The following is a 17,577-nucleotide window of genomic DNA, read 5'->3' as shown; positions in this document are numbered from 1 at the left end:
GGGGTAACCCAACTCCGGCGGCGGGCGGATCCAAGGCGCGGGCGGGCACTTGCCCGAACGGCAATCGCACCGACCCGACCCCGCCGCCCACAACCAGAGCAGCGTCGGCGCAGGCCCCCAGGCAGCCACTTCCGATTACCTGCGTCCCATCAGCGTCCCAACCTCGGCGTCCACCCGCCCGCACAGCCCACCTGCGGCGGCTTGCCCCGGCAGCGAACTGAGACGTCCGCCCAGGTCAGAGCGGTGCCAATGATGGCCACGGCGTCGAACTCACGAGCAGCGGATTCAGTCCGTTGGCCCAAAGCCCTGAATCCACACGTCCGCCTAGACGTTTCCACAGGTCAGAGCCCTGCTGTGGTGGGGCGGGTGGGACTCGAACCCACGGCCGACGGATTATGAGTCCTTTGAGGATCTTCCGTGATCTTCCCGATCCTGCCTCATGCTTCCCGTTTTCGCAGGTCAGGGCCGTATTTTCGTCCGGCAAAGACCTGGCCTTTCCTGATCCTTCCTGGTCATTCCGGCCCCTGGCTGGTCCCTGGGCCCCTCTTGGGCCCCTGCAAGGCCCCCTCTTCCCGGGCTCCAAGAGGCTGGTCACTGCTGTGAGCAGGGGCATACCGAACAAGCGCGCAGCGGAGTGCCTTACCGACGAAAACGGCTCCGCCCTCTTCACTCGAGGGTAGAGCCGCGCGGCTTTTACCTGGTCAGCCGCCTGATCACAATCGTAGGGCCTCTTTACTCCGTTCGGGCGGGGTCTGGTCTCCCCGCTTGCATCGAACCCTGCGACAGATATCGATGGCTCTGTACGTGAGAACGGACAGCACCTCGACATCAGTTTGGGAGGCATCAGGCGGCTGGCGTCGGGACGGAATGTTCACGAGATTCGACAGCACCTCCGTGCCCGGGGGCTGCGGAACCCTGGACGGTCAGCGCAGGATTTGGACCGCGTAGAGCGCGCCGACGCCTGTGGCGAGGGTGCCGAGCAGGAGTCGAAGGGCGATCTCCGGCAAGTGCGGCTGGAGCCGCGCGCCGAGGTATCCGCCGACGAGGCCCCCAGCTCCGCAGGACAGGCCCAGCAGCCAGTCGGGGGCGACGTCGCCTGTAGCGGTCAGGGAGAGCAGCGCGTAAGTGGCCGCGCCGACAATGGAGGTCACGAAAGTGGAGGCCAGGGCAGCGGGCGCGACCGTGGCGACCGGTGCTCCGCGGCCGACGAGGATCGGCCCGAGCAGGGAGCCGCCCCCAATCCCGTAGATGCCGCCAGCGACACCGACGGCGAGGGCCAGCGACGTCGTCGTACGGGGCGAAGGAGGGCGGGACGTGCGGGCGGGCGCGGGGCGCACGGTCCGCAGCCACAGCCACACTCCGAGCGGCAGGAGCAGCGCCGCAACGAGGAGACGGAAGACGCGGGGGCCGGGAACAGCGAAGACCCTGATCACGGCGCCGATGACGACACCGGGCACGGTGCCGGCGATGAGCAGGCGGGTCAGCGCCCCTCCCAGACGCCCGGCCCGCCAGTAGCGCAGGAGGGCGCCGGGGCCGGCCACGACGTTGTAGAGCAGGTTCGTCGGTGTCACGGCCGGGCTCGGCACCCCCAGCACGCTGACCTGCACGGGCAGCAGGAAGACCGCTCCAGAGACGCCCACGGGCGCCGTGGCCACCGATATCAGAAGCCCGGCGGCGAACCCGAGCGACCCCATCGACCACTCCACGACAACCTCCCGGAGGAATCGCTACCAGCACCCGGAACAGGCGCCGGATCGGGCGCCTCTCGTTCTCGTGAACATCGACCCCGGCCCGATCCAACCGCCTCCCGAGGTCATGAACAACTGCTGTCCCAAACTCGTGAACAAAGCCAATATCGACGATCACGGCCCCCGTTCCCGAGTCGACGGCGCCACCAGGCTGTGGCCAACCGTCGTGGTCAGGTCATGCACCAGCCGGAGTCGCAGCCCATGCCGTACGCGTCGAACGGCAGGGTGTCCGTGCCGTCGCCGATGGCCTCTCGCAGGGGCTTGCCGAAGGCGGTCAGATAGACGTGGTCCTTGCCGAGCTCTTCACGCCGGCCGTTGAGCAGGTCCTCGAGCTGGCATGCCTTCGCGAACAGCTCGGGCTCCGTGCGGCGCATCTCCTGCCACGTCTCAGGGCGGTGGAAGGGGCAGAACCAGCACGAGCTCTTGGGTGGCACCGGCAGCCCTGCTGAGCGGATGATCCGCGCGCAGTCGATTCGACGGATACCGCGTTCCAAGAGCGGGTACTCGATCCGCTCGTGCGGCTCACACTGTCGTGTGTTCGCCCGGTGGATCTCATCCAGGGTGATACCGATGCCGACCGTGGCGGGGTGCTCTGCGCTGGCGCCGCGTCGCTTGAGTTCGTCGCCGACGACCTTGATCTTGAACTCGACGGTGCACGAGCGAGTGCCCGGCGCCCCGTTGGACATCCGCACGGGGATCTTGAGCGACCGGGAACCTTCCCGGGTCAGGTCCTGGTACAGCGTGCGGACCTCTCCGGTGCGCTTCAGAACACGATCAACCACGACCAGTTCAAGGCCGTGTTGGGCAGCGAACGGCAGGGCGTACTGGTGCAGGTACCGGATGGTCCTGGGGTTCTCGGAGTCGTCGCCGACGTTGGCCATGATGAACGTGCGGTAGTCCAACTCGCCGCGGGCAGCGAGCACGAGGGCCGCCATGGACTGCCATCCGCCACCGAAACTGAAGGATCGGACATTGCGGCGTATGGCGGCGAAGCGAGGGAGGGCACGGGTCGCCTGGTTGTGACGCCTTGGAAGGTAGGCGGTCTGCCGCGTGACGGTGTCGGCAGATTCCTCTGGGGTCATACCTGGTACCTCTGTTTGAGGCGGCCCCGGCAGAATGCCGGGGCCGCGGATTGTTCAGTTCGTCTGGATGCCGGTGCGCTATGTGTCCTTCAGTCGTCGCGCCCGGTTCTTACGCGCGGTCTCAAGCAGCCCCTGCGGATCGACTTCGCTGTTGATGGCGTAGTTGAGTACGTCGGCCAGTTCGTAGTCAGGGTCGGTGGTGAGGGCCTGCGTGAGTGCGAGTCGCGCCGCGAGGATGTCCTTCTGCCGCCACGCGATCCACGCGAACAACGTGAGGACGGGCACCGCGGCCTCGGTGTAGGGCGGGATGCACCGACGGGCGAGGAAGGCCCAGAGGCGCCGGGCGTGGGGAAGGTCGTCGTCCTCGGCGAATTCCATGCCGTGGTCGTGCGCCAACTCATCGTGTAGACCGTGGATGAGCCGGGCGGCTATGTCGTCCGCGAGTTCCGTGGCACCGTCGCGGAAGGCGCTCATTGCTGATTCGAGCAAGGCATTCGTGGCACGGAGGACGGCGTCTTGCCCTTCGTCGGTGAGGCATTGAGAGCTCCATGCCGCGGCCTCGTTGTCGAGCGCACGGCGCTGTTGCTCAGTGCGATCGGCATCGCCGGGCTGGAACTCCTTCGCGATCTCCGACGTCCGTCGACCAGGGGAGAAGCCGAGTCGAATGAGCTGTGCTGCGGCACTGTTGGGGTCATCGAGAGCAGGGAGGGGTTCGCCCTCACAACATCCAGGCTGGTCGCAGGTGTATGCCCACCAGCGTCCTGCGACAAGTCCGAGAGTTAGCTGAGGGGTGCCACGGTGGTCGGCGATCGCATCAACCAGCCAGTTGGCCATGTTGCGAAGGAGTTCGGCAGTCTCCTCGGCGTCTTGGCCAGGCCGAGGGTCACGGCAGAGATAGATGATGACGTCACAGTAGAGACCCTTGCCTTTGGCGAGGGTGTAGCGCATGAATTTCCGTGCGGCCAGGTGGGCAATCTCAAGCCAGTGGGTCGAGTCCTCAGGCAGTGGGCAGGTCATACTCGGCCCATCGATGAAGCGGGGGCCGGGGCAGTGGAAGACGATGCTGTCGTCGGGGTAGTGGCCGAGTATGAATGGCAGGAGCTCTGCGACGTTGGCCATGCTGCGGATGGTGAGCTTGCGCTGGGGAGGAATCATTCTTCGGTCTCCTTGTTCTTTGGGGCCGTGCCGGCCTTGGCGGATGGGGGGTTCTTGGCGGTGGAGCGCCCCTTCTTCGTTCTGGGTGCCTCGTCCTGGGCGTTCGGCTGGGCCTTGGTCGCGTAGCTGACGGTGCGTGCGAACCTTGGCTTCTTGGTGAGCGCAGGTATGAGCTGGTCGTGCAGGAGACTGCTGACTGCCGTCGTCAGATCCTCGGCGTGGCGGGTCGGGATCGTGCGGTGCCAGGAGCGTCCCGGTTGCAGGCGGGCGTCGTTGGCGGCCTGGGCCTCGGCCTTCTCCTCGGCTGTGCCGATCGGAAGCGGCGGCAGGTCGGGGCCCGCGGTGATCCAGGTTTGGATGATCAGGTCGCCGGGCTGCAGACGCAGGCCGATGTGGTGGCCTTCGGGGTGGGTGTAGATGGCGGAGCGGTCGGGGGTGTCGGTGTCCTCCTTGGTCCAGGGCGGTTCCAGGTAGGGGGCGAGATCGTCTATCGGATAGGCGGCGCTGGCGGTCTTGGCCTGCACGAACGAGGGCCTGCGGGGTCGTCGTGCGGGGGTGGCTCGGGGTCGTACGAGGTCGTGCTCATCAGTCATGCGGCGGCCGTCTCCATGAGCTCGTCTAGGAGACGGAAGGCGCGGCGGGAGGCGACGATGGCGGTGGCGGTGCCCACGTACCTGTCGCGTTCCTCGAAGGCTTCCTTGGCTTCGGCAAGCGTCTTGGCGTGGCCGCCGTCCTCGATGGCGAGCGAGTCGGCGCAGCCGATGTGGGCCCGTGGGCCGAGGTCCCAGATGATCGTGTTGACGGCGGCGCAGGCTGCGGCGAGTGCGTCGATGTCGTTGCCGTACCAGTGGTAGTCGTGCGGGTCGAGGCCCAAGTCGCGGAGCCGTTGGGCGACAGAGCGGAACATCGTGCCCGAACCGACGGCCGGTTCGCGGATGGCCAGGTTGGGGCGGGCGAATTCCTTGTCGACGAGCATGTTGGCCATCAGGTCTGTGACGCACGCCGGCGTGTGGTACTCACCGCGCCACTTCTTGTCGCTCTTGTGGCGCAGGCCGGTGAGGAGCGGGCTGAGGACGTCGGACTCCGCCCGCATGTACGGGTCGTCGTGGCCTGTGAGGTCCAGCAGGCCCTGGTTGATGGCGCGGTGGGTGACGGCCTGGACGGCACGGAGCTGCTGGGTGTCGGGGTCGGGGTTCCAGGCCCAGTCGTGCAAGCGCAGGGCGCGGTTGATCAGGTCGGGGCGCTTGATCCAGTAACCGAGGTAGATCTCTTTGAAGAGCTGGGGCAGTTCGTGCGGCTGGCGGTTGAGTATCCAGTCGGCCAGGCCGTTGCCGATCTCTGTGGGCTGGCGAAGGAGCGCGAGCGCGGCGACGGTGCCGATGGGGATGTCGATGCTGCTGCCGCCGTAGCTCTGGTACCAGGCGTCGATGACGTTCTCGGCGATCGTGCGGGCGTGGTCATGGGGGTCGCGCGGGGCGAGGCGCTTGTGCCACGTGGTCTTGGCGGGGGTTCGTACGGCAGTGCTCGACTTCGGCGGGGCCTTCTTCGCCCAGCTCGGTATGGGCCGGGCCTCAGCAGGTGCGGCGGCCCGTGGCAGGGCCATGTCATCATCGGGCACGGAGTCTCCTCTGGGTACGCGCATGGAGCCGCCCCGGTGCGCGGTGCGCTGCCGGGGCGGCGTGGGGTGCTGAGGTGGCGATCAGTCGGATGGAGGCTTGGCCTCAAGGCGGGCCACGAGGCCACGTATCTCGACGGCATTGGCCGCCTCGGGGTGCCCGGCCTGCCGAAGCCCTATGACGAGGAACATGAGGGCCAACTCGTCAATGTCCATCTCTGCGGTCAGCTTCTCGAAGCTCAAGTGCCGGAGCTCGGTGGGGCGGTGTACATAGCCGACGCGCAGGGTTTGCTCGATTTCCTCGAGCGTGGCTGCTGTCTGTTCTTCAGTGAGATTGAGGAGGGAGGTCCAGGCACTGAGTGTGGTGTCGTCTACCGGGAACTTCACGGTGCAGTTGGCCTTTCAGAGTCGGCTGCCCCGACCCGCGGAGGGCGGTCCGGGTACGGAGGCGGTCAGGAGGGGAAGGGCTTGTCCCGGTAGTCGGGGTGGCAGGCGGCCCACAGCCCGCCGGGCAGCGGCACGGTGATGACGCCCCATCCAGCCCAGCGAAGAACGGCGAGGTAGCCGAGGTGGCCGCCGGCGAAGCCGCTGCGACCTTCGGCGTCTGGGTCCGGCTGGATGAAAACCCAGCCGGACATGTCGCCCCATGCGGGGTCGACCTGGAAGCCGGGCTTGAGTTCGCGGACACCGTCGATGTGGATGGGTGGCAGGTCGGCGGCCATGAGGATGCGGATGGCGTGCTGCACGTACTCGTGGCGGTGGAACTGCGGCGGCGTGCCGATACCTTCGCGAATCAGGGACTGGTGCGCGGTTGCGCCAACACTGGCCCTGTAGACGTCCATAAGCAGGTGGGCGTCTTCGATGCGGCCTGCGAAGCGCATAGCCAGGTTGGCAACGACCGCAACAGCGTGCTGGTCCCGGTTGATGAGGCGCTGGAACTGCTCGTCGGTCAGATGGCTGAAGTGGCTGGGCCGAATCGAGGCGTGGTTCCGCGCGGCGACGCGGAGCGCCCGGGCGACGTGATCGGGCTCGACGCCGATCAGGCCCGAGAGAACTTGCACTCCTCGGCTGTAGGTCATGGTGGTGGTCTCCAAGAGGACGCTTGCGCGTATGAATGCGCCCCCGGCGTTGAGCCGGGGGCGGAGAGTGTGTCCTTTCCGTTTCAGGATTTCGCGAATTCCTTACTTATATTTTAGTGGCAAATACCACTAAAGCAAGTTTCCTCAAATTGAGGCGCCCCTGTTTACGGAAATTCCAATTCCCTAATCCATGACGGCCGAGACGAGACCCTGAAGCGAATTGTGACCCCTGATGAGTTCCGGGGTGCTCAACGCTTGGCCTCCGCCGCAGCGGCAAGGTGCTTGGCGATCAGTCGGTCGGCCTCAACCGTCGCGTCCGCTTTCAGCGCCGCTACCCACTCACCGAAGTAGCTCTCGGCCGGCCCCCACAGGTACCAGCCGCTGTCGGGGCATCCGTCTTTCGGGTTCTTCTTCCGGTAGGCCAGCTCCCACCAGCCGTCGCGCCAGCGCCATAGATGGCGCGGCTTGGCATCGGGTAGCCAACCCGCCCGCTCAAGCAAGTTCTGGAAGCGTGCGAGGTCGACGCGCATCAGGGCGTAGTCACGTAGGACATCGTGACCTCGCAAGGTCACGAGCCCGCTCTGCGCGTCCGGCTGCCCATGTCGAGCACGCAGTTTGCGTTTCAGCTGGGCTACCTCGCCTGCGCGTTCCTCGGCGCGCTCACGCGCCGAGCGCCACGCCAGGAGGAGACGCCGCTTCCCGGTGAGCGCGACAGCAAGCTCCCAGCGCACCTCGTCGCGCTGGCGTGCCACGCGACGTAGGACAGCGGCGGCGCCGGAAGCGGTGTGCTGCTCAAGCCACCGCGCCGTGGCCTCTATCTCGGTTCCCACAGGATCGTTCATCTTGGTTCCTTCGACAGTGCCGCCCCGGCGCGTGCCGGGGCGGCGACGGAGTGCGCGGCGGTTACCGGCGGGGCGCCTTAGGGGCCTTCTGGATGCAATTGCCGGAGGCCGGAAGGTCCCGTTCTCCGGCGACCAATGCCTTGAACCGCGCACCAGCACGGAAGGCCGGCACGCGAGTGGCGGGCACCCGCGCCGGGCCGCCGGTTTGCGGGTTGCGGGCGAGGCGAGCCGGACGAACGACGGGCCTGATGCTGCCGAATCCGGTGATGGAAACAGTGTCTCCGTCGACGACAGCGCGCACCATGGCATCGAATACGGCATCCACTGCAATCGCGGCGTTCTTCTTCCCGCCGGTCTTGTCAGCAATGGCCTCGACGAGCTGAGCCTTGTTCATAGAGTTCCCTTTCGCTTCCTACGTCAGGACTGGGCCGTCTGGCTCGCGCGGATGCCGGGCTGGCGCGCCACGCGGCGGGGAGAGGCATGAGGCCCACACACCGATCGCCGTCAGGCTTGCTGTCGCCGCGCACGTCACGTCCACACCCAGTGGCCACTAGATAGTAATTCATAAATGTCATCTATCTTCAGATGTGCCGCATCACGGGGTCGCGCGTGAGGCGCCCCCCTACCCGGAGAACCACTGCCAGAGGCAGGGCAACACCGGACCGGTCGGCGGAGACCACGATCGGCTCCTCCTCCGGGGCGGGCCAAGCAGCAACCCTCCACGCCATCCCCCACTGATCCACATAGCTGGCCCCAACCTCGTACGGGATGCCCTCGTAGAGGAACCGCCGCGTGCGCAGCGATGTCTGCCAGCCATCCACCACCTCGGCCGGACAACCGAGGTGAGGCAGTTGCAGGCCGATGAAGTCCGGGCCCGCGGTGACGATGAACGCCGCTACTCCGGCGGCGGGCCACACTTCGATGTCCTTGCCTGCGTGCTCCCACAGGGCGAGGTCCCGGGAGCTCATCCGTACGGCCCGGCTCGGAGCGTGGGGCTGGGGAACTTCCGCCAGCAGCACCTCCCGCCAGGGCAGTTCAGCCATGTGGGAGGCCACTGGCACGGTCGCGCGCGCTGCACCTTCGGTGAAGTGCAGCAGAGGGCGGCCGCCGTCCAGGGTGTGCTGGACATGGACCTCGTCGGAGGCAGCCAACCAGGCACGCAGAGCGTCGACGTCGGCGTGGGCGACCGGTGCAGACCAGTGCGTCGTGTTCTCGATACGCGTTCGTGCAACGGCTATGGTCCGCTCTCCGGCCACAACGACATGCAGCCAACCGCGGGTGCAGTCGAGGAGGACCATGTCGACCTGATCCAGGTCGGGCAGGCAGGCGGACAGAGTCGACCGATGGGGGACGACCTTGTCGAGGATGGCGGACAGGGCGTCCGCCTTGACAGTGAACATCTTTCTCCTTGGGGAGGTTGAAGGGGTGCTTACTGGCCGGATGCTCGCTTGCGCTCGCGTCGGCGAGCCTGGGCACGCCGTCCGGCTTCCCGGCACAGAGTGCAGGCCGTCTCCCCGCGCCGGTTGTGGGCGCGGGCTCCGGCCTCGGTGCCGTGGGTGATGGGGGCAGCGCCCTCCTTGAGTTCGTCGCGGTTGGCGCCCTGACAGGTGGCACGGACCTGACCGTTGAACCACAGGCGTCCGCCGCAGATGCCGTCGAACAGGGAGTGGCGCGGCAGTACCAGGGCAATGCACCGTGCTCTGAAGGGGCACGCCCGGCAGACCGTCAGTAGTTTGCGGGTCTGCGGCGTTCTGAGAGAGTCCGCAGTCGCGTTGTCGGGCGAAAAGCGCATGTCCCCGGCGCACGGTGCCTCGCTGACCCATTCAGTGCCGCTCATTCGATGCTTGCGTGGGTGACTACGCGACGGGCGGCAGCCGCATTAGACGCACAAGATGGCCGGGGGTGCTGTCGTAAGGGTGCGTGTAGAGGTCGTCGATCGGCATGAGATGACGCTCGGCCAGGGCCGGTACTGCAAAGATCTGAGCGACCAAGCGCCTTAGGACCTCCTCGCACTCGGGCGTCCAACGGCGTCGCCTGGTGCGGTTCTCGGTGCCATCGTCGGAGATTCCTTCAACGACCTCGAGGATGCGCCCCCCGGCGGGGCGCCCGTCAACAATCAGCGCGGTCGCCTCCGGGTGGTGCTCGCGTACCAGCTGGGCGATGCGCGCGGCGCGGTCGGGCGGGGGTAGCTCCAACAGCCAGCTGTTGCCGTCGCTCACACCGTCGCGGCGCACCATGGCCCAAGCCGGAGAGCGGGTCGGGGCCAGCGCGGTCTCCACGTCCCGTTTGATCTGGTCGGCGAGCTCGGCGAGCGGGTGCCCCTCGTCCCTGCCGCCCCACAGCCAGGGACAGGCGCCGAGCGGGCTGGGCTGTCCCCCGAGCACGCCGAGGAGGTCCAGCGTCCGGCTGTTGCCGTAGTACGCGAAGTTGACGTAGGCGGCCTCCGGGCAAGTGCGGCGAATACTGGCGGCGATGTGGTCGAGGACCGCGAGGCAGTGCGCCCTCTCGATACGTCGGCGCTGAGTGGCCAATTCTTTACGCTGTTGGAAGAGCATCGCCAGGTGGCTGGCCGGGGCAGTGTCCATGGGTTGAGTCCTTTCTTCTTCGGGGTCAGGCCAGGACGGGCTTGAGGCGTTCGCCGACCCATCGCGCAACGTTGACGCTCACGGCGTTGCCCGCCTGATGGGTCTGGGCGGCTTTGGAACCGACAACCTGGTACGTCTCGGGAAACCGCTGTGCCGACAACTGCTCGCGCGGTTGGAGCATGCGGAAGTAGCAGTCCTCGATAGCGGGCGCGGTGCGCACCACGGCCGCCGAGTCGCGGGTGGCGAGAGTGTGCAGGGGTTCGGCCGCGGTCTTGGGCGCGGCCTTGCGGTATGGGATGACGAGCGTGTTGCGGGCCCGGTCGCGGGCCACGCCATCGGGCACCACCAGGCCGTGATGGCGGGCGGTGCTCAGCGTGCTGAGCGGGGTGTCCACTGGCGCGGCGTCGCAGTTGCGGCGGAACTCCACGATGAAGGGCGCCGGATCGACCGTGACAAGAGCTTCGCTTTCACGTGTCGTACGGGTGCGCATGGGCACGTCGACCGAGGCCGGGGTGTCGTTCCATGAACCGCCGACGGGCACCAGCAGGGCTTCGCCAAGCTTCGCGGTGCGCGTAGGTAGCGGCCTCGCGTGCGGGGCGAAGGCTCTGTCTCCGCCGTCCTTGCCATGGGTGAGGGTGACGACGCTGGGCTCGAAGGGGAACTTCTCCAGTCCCGCTTCGATCCGCCGCATCGTGTTCGGTACCAACGGCTTGGTGCGGTCGCCGATGCGTTGGCCGATGTCGCCCCACATGATCACGTCGGATGCTGGGCGCACGTACGGCTCGACCAAGGCATGGCGGCAGCGGGTATTGGGGCAACGGTAGTCGTACTGGGAGCCGTACTTGCCGACGCGGACCTTTGGATTGCGCCAACTCTGCCGAGCCTTCACGTCCTGGCCGCATTCGAAGCAATACGCGAGCGGGCGCGGCGCGAGATCGGGACGGCGGACAGTGGTGAGCGTGAAGACGATGTATACGCGGTCGCGCCATTGCGGCGCGTACAGGTTGGTCTCGGAACCGATGTGGGCAGAGGACACGGAGACGATCTGGGCGCGGTAGCCCAGCTTCTTCATGGCCCGGATCCACTCCGGGAACAAGATCCAGTCGGTGACGAACTCGGTGACGTTCTCGACGACCACACAGGGGAACCGTTTGGCCTCAGCAGCACGGAGCACGCACCATGCGGTGACGCGGGTCAGCTCGAACGCCTCCGGCGGAAGTTCTCTCCACTGCTCCTCTTCCTCGAAGAGGGCTTCCTGCGCCGGGTCGGGCTGGCGCTTCTTCCCGCCGGCGGGGCTGATCTCGGTGCAGATGACGGAGGCCCACAGGATGAGGGCTTGCGGCAGCCAACGCATGGGGTAGTTGCGTATGTCGGCGCAGCGCCCCGTAGCGCCCGGGTGGTTGAGCTCAAAGGTGTCGATCGCTGTTTGCCAGTGGTTGATGCCGAGAATGGGATCGAATCCGGCTTCCTCCAGGCCGGTCGCGTCTCCGCCTGCTCCGCAGAGCAGGGATATCGCGCGGGACAAAGGGATGGTCTCCAAGGGGCGGGGCCGCCCGGCCCGGAGGTTGGGCCGGGCAGCCGTGATCAGGACTGATCGGGGGTGCGTCGCGCGCGACGGTGGCGACTGTCCTCGATCCCCAGGGCGATGAACGCCGCGACACCGAGGAAACAGAGAATCGGCAGCCAGATCACCGGACCACGCCCCTGACAGGGCGCGGCGCGCGGCGCGACGGGTCAGCCATCACTGGGCGTGACGCGGACGGTGGTGATGTGGCCGTCCTTCTCGAAGAGCGCCAGCGGGTAGCCATCCTGTTCAGGCTCTTCCCAGACGCACCGATAGCCCTCGTTGGCGACCATTCGCCGCGACCACTCGAAGTAGCGGGCGATGGCCGTCCCCGCCGCCTCGTAGCCTGCGGTCTGGTTGTGGTTCACGCCGTGAGGCGTTGTGTGCGTGGACGACACGACCAGCTGCCTGGCGGATTTCGGGGCGTCCAACTCATCGATTCGCGCGAACATCGGGATGAGGCTGACTCCGTGGTGCGCCTGTGGGCCATCTGGAGTGGAGTCGTACAGCGCGGTGAGTCGCGCGGGGTCCTCGATGTTCTGCCGCGCTACGTGCCACCCGGTCACCTCGCTGGGATCGACGGGCAGAGCGTGTTCGGCGGCGATGATCAACTCAGTGCCGTCACCGAGGTCGGCGCGGACGTGGAAGTTGCCGCCGCTCAGTTCGACGTCGGTAATCCAGCCGAAGTGGCGCAGCGGTGAAATCACGTGGCGATAGCCATGGAACAGCTTGAGCCACAGCGGGTTGGTCCGGTCTTCGTGGTCGGGCAGTGCCGCGACAGTCATTTCTGTCTCCAAGAGGGGAAGGTGACATTCTTTTCAACAATGTCACCTATATTTAGAGGTGTGTTTAGTTCGTGGCGGGCAGCTCATGGGAGGCGAGAACCTGCACCACCCACATCTGGCCGCCGCGCGTGACGGCGCACCCGACGGGGCGACCCTGGTGCTGGAGGACGAAGGCCGCCCCTTGCCCGCGTTCGCTGATCGAGCGGGAAAGTTCGCGCACTTCGACGGCTGCGCACTCGATGGAGCAGAACAGCCCCTTGCCGAGGATGGGCGTGGCAAGCGGGCCGTGGATAACTTCGGCCACCACAAGGTAGGCGGCGGGGTCGACAGTCGAGGTGGTCATTCATTCTCCAAGGGGATCCGGCTCGAAGTTTGGATTGGCTTATATCTTATTAGCGTTCACGTGGGCGTCAATGTCGGCGATCCATGAACTCGCTTATTTGCTGCCGGAGTTCCTACGGGATGCTCGGCCCATGCGAGCCAGGTCGCGCGTACGCTGCCGCGCCATCTCGAGCGCCTGCGGGTCCGTCTCAGCCACACGGCGCTGCTGCTCGGCAAAGAACCCCCTAAGCCACTCCCGCTGCGAGGCTCGTTCGTTCTCGGCAGCCTTGCGCCGCGCCTGCTCCCGAACGGCACGCGAGTTCGTCCCGCAGCCCCGGCAGTTGCCAGCGGGCCGCGGATGGCGTGGGCAACCACTCGGTGGCTGCCCCTCGGCATCTCCGTCCGACTCCCCCTCTACGTGGGCACCGGGGGTAGGGGGAACAGGAAGGGGTGAGGAAGGAGGGGGAAGAGAAGGGGTTTCCGTAGGGGAACCTACGCGGTTTCCCTGGGGGAACCTGCCGGGTTCCCCCGCGGCAACCCTCTCCCATGCGCCTCCAGGGTTCCCTTCCGGCAACCCACTCTCGAAAGCGACTGCCAGGGCCGCACGGATCTCCTCGCGAGCGACGACGTCGTCCTGGGTACGCGCAGTTGTCGATGGCTTTCGGCGCGTCACCTTCCTGGCCAGCCGCGGATTCTTCGGCGCACGCTGCGCCAAACGGCGCCGCTCGATCAGTTCCTCTGTCGAGGGAATCGGCGGCACCCCATGCGGGAAGACCCGGTACTCGGCGCGGCGTCCGACCCTGCCGATTTCGACTCGCTCGACCAGGCCGAGGCCAACCAGCTCCGTGACGACCGTGATGACCTGCTTGTCGCCCACCCCGGACCAGGCCATCATTCGCTCAAGGCCTGGCCTGGCCAACCGCGTCTGATCGTCGGCAGAGTCCGCGATCTTCATCAGGACGAGCTTCTGCGTCTTGTTGATCACCTCCTTAGGCAGATAGGCCGCCGCCACCATCAGCTGGATGCTCACCGGCACCTCTCCATTACGTCCGGCTCGAGGTGCGCCGAGGTAGGGGCAGGACCAGCAGCGGACCTGCCCCTCCTGGGGGCGCGGGTCAGGGCTTCTTGTGAAGGGTGACGTTGATGCCCACCGAGGTGCGCCGATCATGGTCGAGCCGTGTGGGCACGGGAATGTCCGCCGCCTTGAGCTGTGCCTTCATCACCGCCACATCGGGCGCCATCGGCACCGGCAGTCCAGCCCGCTTGAAGAGGGCAACCATGGCGTCCGCGTCGTCAACCTTGGTCGGGTTGCCGCCGCTCCAGGACAGCACGTTCTCGCCGTACGCACCGGGCTCCGAGCCGTCGAGCTCGGCACGCAACACCTTCATCCGGTCCTTGAGTGGCTTGATCTGCTCGGACAGCTCGACGTACTCGGCCAGTGCCTTCCCCCGCTCGGCATCGTCGTGGATGAGGATGCTCTGCGGGCGCCGGCCGACGACGGTGGGGCCCCAACAGGCCGTCTTGAAGGAGCACTTGTCACAGACAGCGGACAGGCCCGGGCCGGGAAAGGTACGCGGCAGGTCCTCGGGCGTCTCTGCCGCGCGAACCTGTTGGACCCACCAGCGCGCGCCTCGGGCACGCTCGGCGTTGAAGGGCATCTCCTGTACGTGGTCATCGCCCGAGTCACGGTTTATGAACCGGAACCGGATGCGACCGACTGGAAGCGGGCCGATCCGGGCGAGCTGACGCTGTCCGTCGATGTCGGCGAACCCCTCAGTGCGCAACAGGTCCGCGTACAGGAGGGCTTGGCGGATCTCGGCGTCGCTGGCGCCGTATCGTCGGATGGAGTCCCACTGGAAGGTGCTCTTGGTCTTGATGTCCTCCACAGTGGTCACGTCGGCCGGCAGGCTGGGGCGCAACCGCTTCGGCAGGCGGGAGGCCGTGTGGCGGTCGAGCTGGACCGCGTCGATGTGGCCTCGGATGGTGTCGTCCTCGACACGGCGCTCGATGATCCAGCCGTACTCTTCGCGGGCTGCCTCCAGCATCCCGGCGTGCAGGAAGGTGCCGAGGATCGCCTTACGCTTCTCGCCGGTGTCAGTGGGGGTGCGGCCATGCAGGAGGTACCCGGCGCGCCGCGCACATACGGTGTCACTCGCGCCGATCTTGGTTTGCAGGGACCGTGGACGACGTGCGTCGGCCGCGTGGGCTGCGGGCCACAGGCTGACGGGCCGATCGGCCGTGATGGTCATGTGATCTCCAGGAAGGCAGGGTGCTGCCCGGCTCGGCGGGTGGCACCCGAGCGGATGGGAACAGGTCAGGAGGTGGCGCCGCTCTTGGCGGCAGCGGTTCGCTTCCGCGGGGCCGCACGCTTGCGGGCGGGCTGGCCCTCGTCAGCGCCCGCGCCCTGCTCCCGTTCCACTGCCGCCTTGGGCTGGGCGGCCTTCGCGCGTTTCCGCGGCGTCGTCTTGGCATCCTTCCGGGGCTTCCCGTTCTCGGATGCGTCGGCGTTGGCCTCGTCGCCGTCGCCCTCGTCCTGCTCGTGCCCCGTCAGGCCAGCGGCGGCGCGCAGCCGCTGCGTGGCTTCCTCGGCCTCGCCAGCGACCACTTCTGCGTCGGCCTGAGCCATCTCCTCGTCTGCGTACACGCCGGACAGGTCCTGTGGGGCGGCCATCCGCAGGGCACCAGCCTCAGCGCACTTGCGCAGCATGTGGGCAGGCATCTGGCGCCACATCTTGGCGACGACGTACTTGCTCTGCTTGGCGTCCCAGTACTCCGGGGCGAACTCGTCCCAGCGCGCGATGAGGGGGAAACGGCTGGTGCCCCGGAGCACGGTGACCTTGATGGCCGCCGGAGACCCGGGCGCCAGCCAGACCTCGTGCGCTTTGCCCTCAGCGTCGTAGTAGACGGTGTCCTCGTAGGAGATTCGCTCTCCAGTCCGCTCCGCCGCGCGGTGGGCGATCGTGCGGAAGCCGTCGATGCCGGTCTGGATGGTCCAGTTGACCGGGTTCTCGTCGCGGTCCTCGCCCCGGTTCTTGCGCCCGATCATGTAGATCTGGCGGGCAAACGGGTCGAGGCCGGACCTCACGCAGTAGTGGAAGAACACGGCCAACTGCGCGCGTGGCGCCTGCTGGAGGCCAGGGCTGATCAACGCGAGCGCGGCCACCTGGCGTGCGTCGAACTCCACTTGGTCGGCTCGAAGCACAATGGCGCTTTGGGTGACTGTGCGTTCTGGCGGTGTCTCGGCGCTGGCGGGTGCCAGGGCCGCTGATGTGGTGTCGCCGCCCTGTTGCTCGGTCGGTTGGTTCATTGGTCGTTCTCCAAGAGGTTCGGTTCAGTCGGCCCGCAGGGCGCGGACCTTGAACGCGGGCGCCCACTCGGGGTGGCGCTCGATAAGCAGCCGGGCGTACCTGCTGCGGAAGTTGTTGTTTAGCCGGAATTCGTCGCCTTCGGTGGCTGTGGCGTAGCGCCAGCGCAGGACCTCGAAGAGCATCCCGATGCCGACGCGGGTAGCGCCGCGCTTGAGGTAGTCAGCCGTCAGGCTCTCCAAGGCCCGGAGAACCCATGGGTTGAGCTGATGGAACGCCTCGAACTGCGCCTGGATCGTGCCCGCTTCCCCGTCAGGCTGCCGCACGGTGTGGATCACCAGGCCCGGAATCTCGTCCTGGACGTCTTCCATCCTCACCTCCCTGGTGACTGATTCCAAGAATGTCACCTATCTTGAAGGCTTGGCGCGAGCTAATCAACCCCAGCCACGACAGCCCGACTTCACGCCATCGCGATCAGGTCGAGCTCACGCGACCCGGCCGCTCCGCCCACGTACGCTCGACCTCCCCATTGGCACGAGAGACGTCCGCGAGCATCCGGACAGCAAGGTTGTGATCCGGGTTCTCCAGCACGTAGCGCGACAGGACCGACTCCATGAGTGCGATTTCACTTGGCCTCATGACCGCGACGCCGTCACCGGCGGGCGTATGGACGATCTGCATTCATGCCTCCGTTGCGAATCAATGGCATCCAAACGAGCTACTTATATCTTATTAGCATTTCGATTCGATGTACAGTGTTCCCACAGGTCAGAGGCCCTTTGCTACATGCCGTCCTCGCGTCAAAACCTTCGATCCGGGGCCGTCGTACGTACCGTTGCGCAGAGCGGCAATCACGGCCTCGTCGGTCTCCCAAGGCAGGCTGCGGGCACTCTCGCGGAGGGCAGACACCGCATCGAGAACCGTGTCCAGCAGCCAGAGCGGGGACCCGGACAGCAACCAGTCTCGGTGCGGGAAGCGTCCGGTGGCGATTGTCGTGGCGAGGTTGCCCTGCGCCGGCAGGTGGAAGATCTGGATGATCTCCTGCTGGCCCACGATCGGCGGCAACTCGTCGCCAAGGTTCGCCTCCCAGCCCTCGCCTTGCTCGGCGATCAACCGTTCCTTTACGCGCACATTGACCTGCTTGAACCGCGGAGTGGTCGTGCCATAGCGGGCAGCGAACCCCAGGGGCCAGTAGCGCACGCCCGAAACAACGATGGCGGTGGCCGGGTCCAGCGCGCGCCTGCTCGGGCTCAGCCACTGTCCGACCATCCCGGGCTCCACCCCGTACAGAGCAGCGAACTCTTGGTGCCCGACCAGGTACGGCTTGAGCTGGCGCATTGCCCCGTCCTTCGCAGTGTCTCCTCGCGCGTGTCGACGGAAGCGTAGCCGCACCCCTTGGGGGCTGGCGCTGCTATCGTGGACGATGGTCTACTCCAAGAGGACCCGATGGCCTCTGCCACACAGCAGGGGCCATTTTGCTTTCCGCGCGTCCGGGC

20 protein-coding genes, 1 tRNA gene and 1 pseudogene are annotated in these 17,577 nt (G+C 66.8%); all 22 read right to left on the bottom strand.

Features of this window, described 5'->3' with window-relative positions; translation table 11 throughout:
- Nucleotides 1-355: 355 nt before the first annotated feature.
- The 22 genes and pseudogenes from PV419_RS02405 to PV419_RS02300 all read right to left on the bottom strand — a co-directional run bounded on the left by PV419_RS02405 (nucleotide 356) and on the right by PV419_RS02300 (nucleotide 17,419).
- Nucleotides 356-428: transfer RNA gene (locus PV419_RS02405), tRNA-Ile, on the bottom strand.
- A gap of 495 nt (nucleotides 429-923) precedes the next feature.
- The gene (locus PV419_RS02400) at nucleotides 924-1,706 is read right to left on the bottom strand and encodes a sulfite exporter TauE/SafE family protein (protein WP_319685934.1); all 783 of its coding nucleotides are present in this window, start codon (nucleotides 1,704-1,706) and stop codon (nucleotides 924-926) included.
- Nucleotides 1,707-1,918: 212 nt separating this feature from the next.
- A complete protein-coding gene (locus tag PV419_RS02395; RefSeq protein ID WP_319685933.1) occupies nucleotides 1,919-2,683 on the bottom strand; it encodes a phosphoadenosine phosphosulfate reductase in 765 nt (254 codons plus the stop codon).
- Nucleotides 2,684-2,908: 225 nt separating this feature from the next.
- Nucleotides 2,909-3,949 carry a DUF4192 domain-containing protein gene (locus PV419_RS02390; RefSeq protein ID WP_319685932.1) on the bottom strand — a complete coding sequence of 347 codons (1,041 nt, stop codon included), beginning with the start codon at nucleotides 3,947-3,949 and terminating at the stop codon, nucleotides 2,909-2,911.
- 32 nt (nucleotides 3,950-3,981) lie between these two features.
- Entirely contained in the window at nucleotides 3,982-4,578 is a 597-nt protein-coding gene (locus PV419_RS02385; RefSeq protein WP_319685931.1) for a hypothetical protein, read from the bottom strand.
- Nucleotides 4,575-5,603 carry an N-6 DNA methylase gene (locus PV419_RS02380; protein WP_319685930.1) on the bottom strand — a complete coding sequence of 343 codons (1,029 nt, stop codon included), beginning with the start codon at nucleotides 5,601-5,603 and terminating at the stop codon, nucleotides 4,575-4,577. The genes PV419_RS02385 and PV419_RS02380 overlap by 4 nt, the downstream gene beginning before the upstream one ends.
- Before the next feature lie 81 nt (nucleotides 5,604-5,684).
- Nucleotides 5,685-5,987 carry a hypothetical protein gene (locus PV419_RS02375; protein WP_319685929.1) on the bottom strand — a complete coding sequence of 101 codons (303 nt, stop codon included), beginning with the start codon at nucleotides 5,985-5,987 and terminating at the stop codon, nucleotides 5,685-5,687.
- 65 nt (nucleotides 5,988-6,052) lie between these two features.
- A complete protein-coding gene (locus PV419_RS02370; protein WP_319685928.1) occupies nucleotides 6,053-6,679 on the bottom strand; it encodes a hypothetical protein in 627 nt (208 codons plus the stop codon).
- Nucleotides 6,680-6,927: 248 nt separating this feature from the next.
- Nucleotides 6,928-7,521, bottom strand: a complete 594-nt coding sequence (locus PV419_RS02365; RefSeq protein WP_319685927.1) for a hypothetical protein — start codon at nucleotides 7,519-7,521, stop codon at nucleotides 6,928-6,930.
- Nucleotides 7,522-7,597: 76 nt separating this feature from the next.
- Nucleotides 7,598-7,915: pseudogene (locus PV419_RS02360) on the bottom strand (HU family DNA-binding protein); the annotation flags it as partial.
- 187 nt (nucleotides 7,916-8,102) lie between these two features.
- The gene (locus PV419_RS02355) at nucleotides 8,103-8,921 is read right to left on the bottom strand and encodes a hypothetical protein (RefSeq protein WP_319685926.1); all 819 of its coding nucleotides are present in this window, start codon (nucleotides 8,919-8,921) and stop codon (nucleotides 8,103-8,105) included.
- A 29-nt stretch (nucleotides 8,922-8,950) separates the two neighbouring features.
- Nucleotides 8,951-9,358, bottom strand: a complete 408-nt coding sequence (locus PV419_RS02350; RefSeq protein ID WP_319685925.1) for a hypothetical protein — start codon at nucleotides 9,356-9,358, stop codon at nucleotides 8,951-8,953.
- Nucleotides 9,359-9,377: 19 nt separating this feature from the next.
- Nucleotides 9,378-10,106, bottom strand: coding sequence for a hypothetical protein (locus PV419_RS02345; RefSeq protein WP_319685924.1), 729 nt, complete (start codon nucleotides 10,104-10,106; stop codon nucleotides 9,378-9,380).
- 25 nt (nucleotides 10,107-10,131) lie between these two features.
- Nucleotides 10,132-11,631, bottom strand: a complete 1,500-nt coding sequence (locus tag PV419_RS02340; RefSeq protein WP_319685923.1) for a DNA cytosine methyltransferase — start codon at nucleotides 11,629-11,631, stop codon at nucleotides 10,132-10,134.
- A 209-nt stretch (nucleotides 11,632-11,840) separates the two neighbouring features.
- Nucleotides 11,841-12,455 (bottom strand): hypothetical protein, encoded by a 615-nt coding sequence (locus PV419_RS02335; RefSeq protein WP_319685922.1) that lies wholly within the window; start codon nucleotides 12,453-12,455, stop codon nucleotides 11,841-11,843.
- A 64-nt stretch (nucleotides 12,456-12,519) separates the two neighbouring features.
- Entirely contained in the window at nucleotides 12,520-12,798 is a 279-nt protein-coding gene (locus PV419_RS02330; RefSeq protein ID WP_319685921.1) for a hypothetical protein, read from the bottom strand.
- A gap of 93 nt (nucleotides 12,799-12,891) precedes the next feature.
- A complete protein-coding gene (locus tag PV419_RS02325; protein ID WP_319685920.1) occupies nucleotides 12,892-13,806 on the bottom strand; it encodes a helix-turn-helix domain-containing protein in 915 nt (304 codons plus the stop codon).
- A gap of 85 nt (nucleotides 13,807-13,891) precedes the next feature.
- Nucleotides 13,892-15,025, bottom strand: a complete 1,134-nt coding sequence (locus PV419_RS02320) for a hypothetical protein (RefSeq protein ID WP_319685919.1) — start codon at nucleotides 15,023-15,025, stop codon at nucleotides 13,892-13,894.
- 65 nt (nucleotides 15,026-15,090) lie between these two features.
- The gene (bet, locus tag PV419_RS02315) at nucleotides 15,091-16,083 is read right to left on the bottom strand and encodes a phage recombination protein Bet (protein ID WP_319685918.1); all 993 of its coding nucleotides are present in this window, start codon (nucleotides 16,081-16,083) and stop codon (nucleotides 15,091-15,093) included.
- A 24-nt stretch (nucleotides 16,084-16,107) separates the two neighbouring features.
- A complete protein-coding gene (locus PV419_RS02310; RefSeq protein ID WP_319685917.1) occupies nucleotides 16,108-16,452 on the bottom strand; it encodes a hypothetical protein in 345 nt (114 codons plus the stop codon).
- A 103-nt stretch (nucleotides 16,453-16,555) separates the two neighbouring features.
- The gene (locus tag PV419_RS02305) at nucleotides 16,556-16,762 is read right to left on the bottom strand and encodes a hypothetical protein (RefSeq protein ID WP_319685916.1); all 207 of its coding nucleotides are present in this window, start codon (nucleotides 16,760-16,762) and stop codon (nucleotides 16,556-16,558) included.
- Between the two features lie 87 nt (nucleotides 16,763-16,849).
- Nucleotides 16,850-17,419 carry a hypothetical protein gene (locus tag PV419_RS02300; RefSeq protein WP_319685915.1) on the bottom strand — a complete coding sequence of 190 codons (570 nt, stop codon included), beginning with the start codon at nucleotides 17,417-17,419 and terminating at the stop codon, nucleotides 16,850-16,852.
- Between the last annotated feature and the right edge of the window lie 158 nt (nucleotides 17,420-17,577).

This window comes from Streptomyces sp. ME19-01-6 (assembly GCF_033793745.1).
Classification (GTDB): domain Bacteria; phylum Actinomycetota; class Actinomycetes; order Streptomycetales; family Streptomycetaceae; genus Streptomyces.
The sequence above is the reverse complement of the archived record's forward strand: the minus strand, read 5'-3'. Positions and strand labels throughout refer to the sequence as shown.

Bases quoted from the DNA above. Each gene is read 5' to 3' on its own strand.
- PV419_RS02385 (WP_319685931.1), bottom strand. From the start codon at position 4,578: ATGACTGATGAGCACGACCTCGTACGACCCCGAGCCACCCCCGCACGA.
- PV419_RS02355 (WP_319685926.1), bottom strand. From the start codon at position 8,921: ATGTTCACTGTCAAGGCGGACGCCCTGTCCGCCATCCTCGACAAGGTC.
- PV419_RS02320 (WP_319685919.1), bottom strand. From the start codon at position 15,025: ATGACCATCACGGCCGATCGGCCCGTCAGCCTGTGGCCCGCAGCCCAC.
- PV419_RS02335 (WP_319685922.1), bottom strand. From the start codon at position 12,455: ATGACTGTCGCGGCACTGCCCGACCACGAAGACCGGACCAACCCGCTG.
- PV419_RS02390 (WP_319685932.1), bottom strand. From the start codon at position 3,949: ATGGCCAACGTCGCAGAGCTCCTGCCATTCATACTCGGCCACTACCCC.
- PV419_RS02330 (WP_319685921.1), bottom strand. From the start codon at position 12,798: ATGACCACCTCGACTGTCGACCCCGCCGCCTACCTTGTGGTGGCCGAA.
- bet (WP_319685918.1), bottom strand. From the start codon at position 16,083: ATGAACCAACCGACCGAGCAACAGGGCGGCGACACCACATCAGCGGCC.
- PV419_RS02365 (WP_319685927.1), bottom strand. From the start codon at position 7,521: ATGAACGATCCTGTGGGAACCGAGATAGAGGCCACGGCGCGGTGGCTT.
- PV419_RS02300 (WP_319685915.1), bottom strand. From the start codon at position 17,419: ATGCGCCAGCTCAAGCCGTACCTGGTCGGGCACCAAGAGTTCGCTGCT.
- PV419_RS02305 (WP_319685916.1), bottom strand. From the start codon at position 16,762: ATGCAGATCGTCCATACGCCCGCCGGTGACGGCGTCGCGGTCATGAGG.
- PV419_RS02310 (WP_319685917.1), bottom strand. From the start codon at position 16,452: ATGGAAGACGTCCAGGACGAGATTCCGGGCCTGGTGATCCACACCGTG.
- PV419_RS02350 (WP_319685925.1), bottom strand. From the start codon at position 9,358: ATGAGCGGCACTGAATGGGTCAGCGAGGCACCGTGCGCCGGGGACATG.
- PV419_RS02395 (WP_319685933.1), bottom strand. From the start codon at position 2,683: ATGGCGGCCCTCGTGCTCGCTGCCCGCGGCGAGTTGGACTACCGCACG.
- PV419_RS02370 (WP_319685928.1), bottom strand. From the start codon at position 6,679: ATGACCTACAGCCGAGGAGTGCAAGTTCTCTCGGGCCTGATCGGCGTC.
- PV419_RS02345 (WP_319685924.1), bottom strand. From the start codon at position 10,106: ATGGACACTGCCCCGGCCAGCCACCTGGCGATGCTCTTCCAACAGCGT.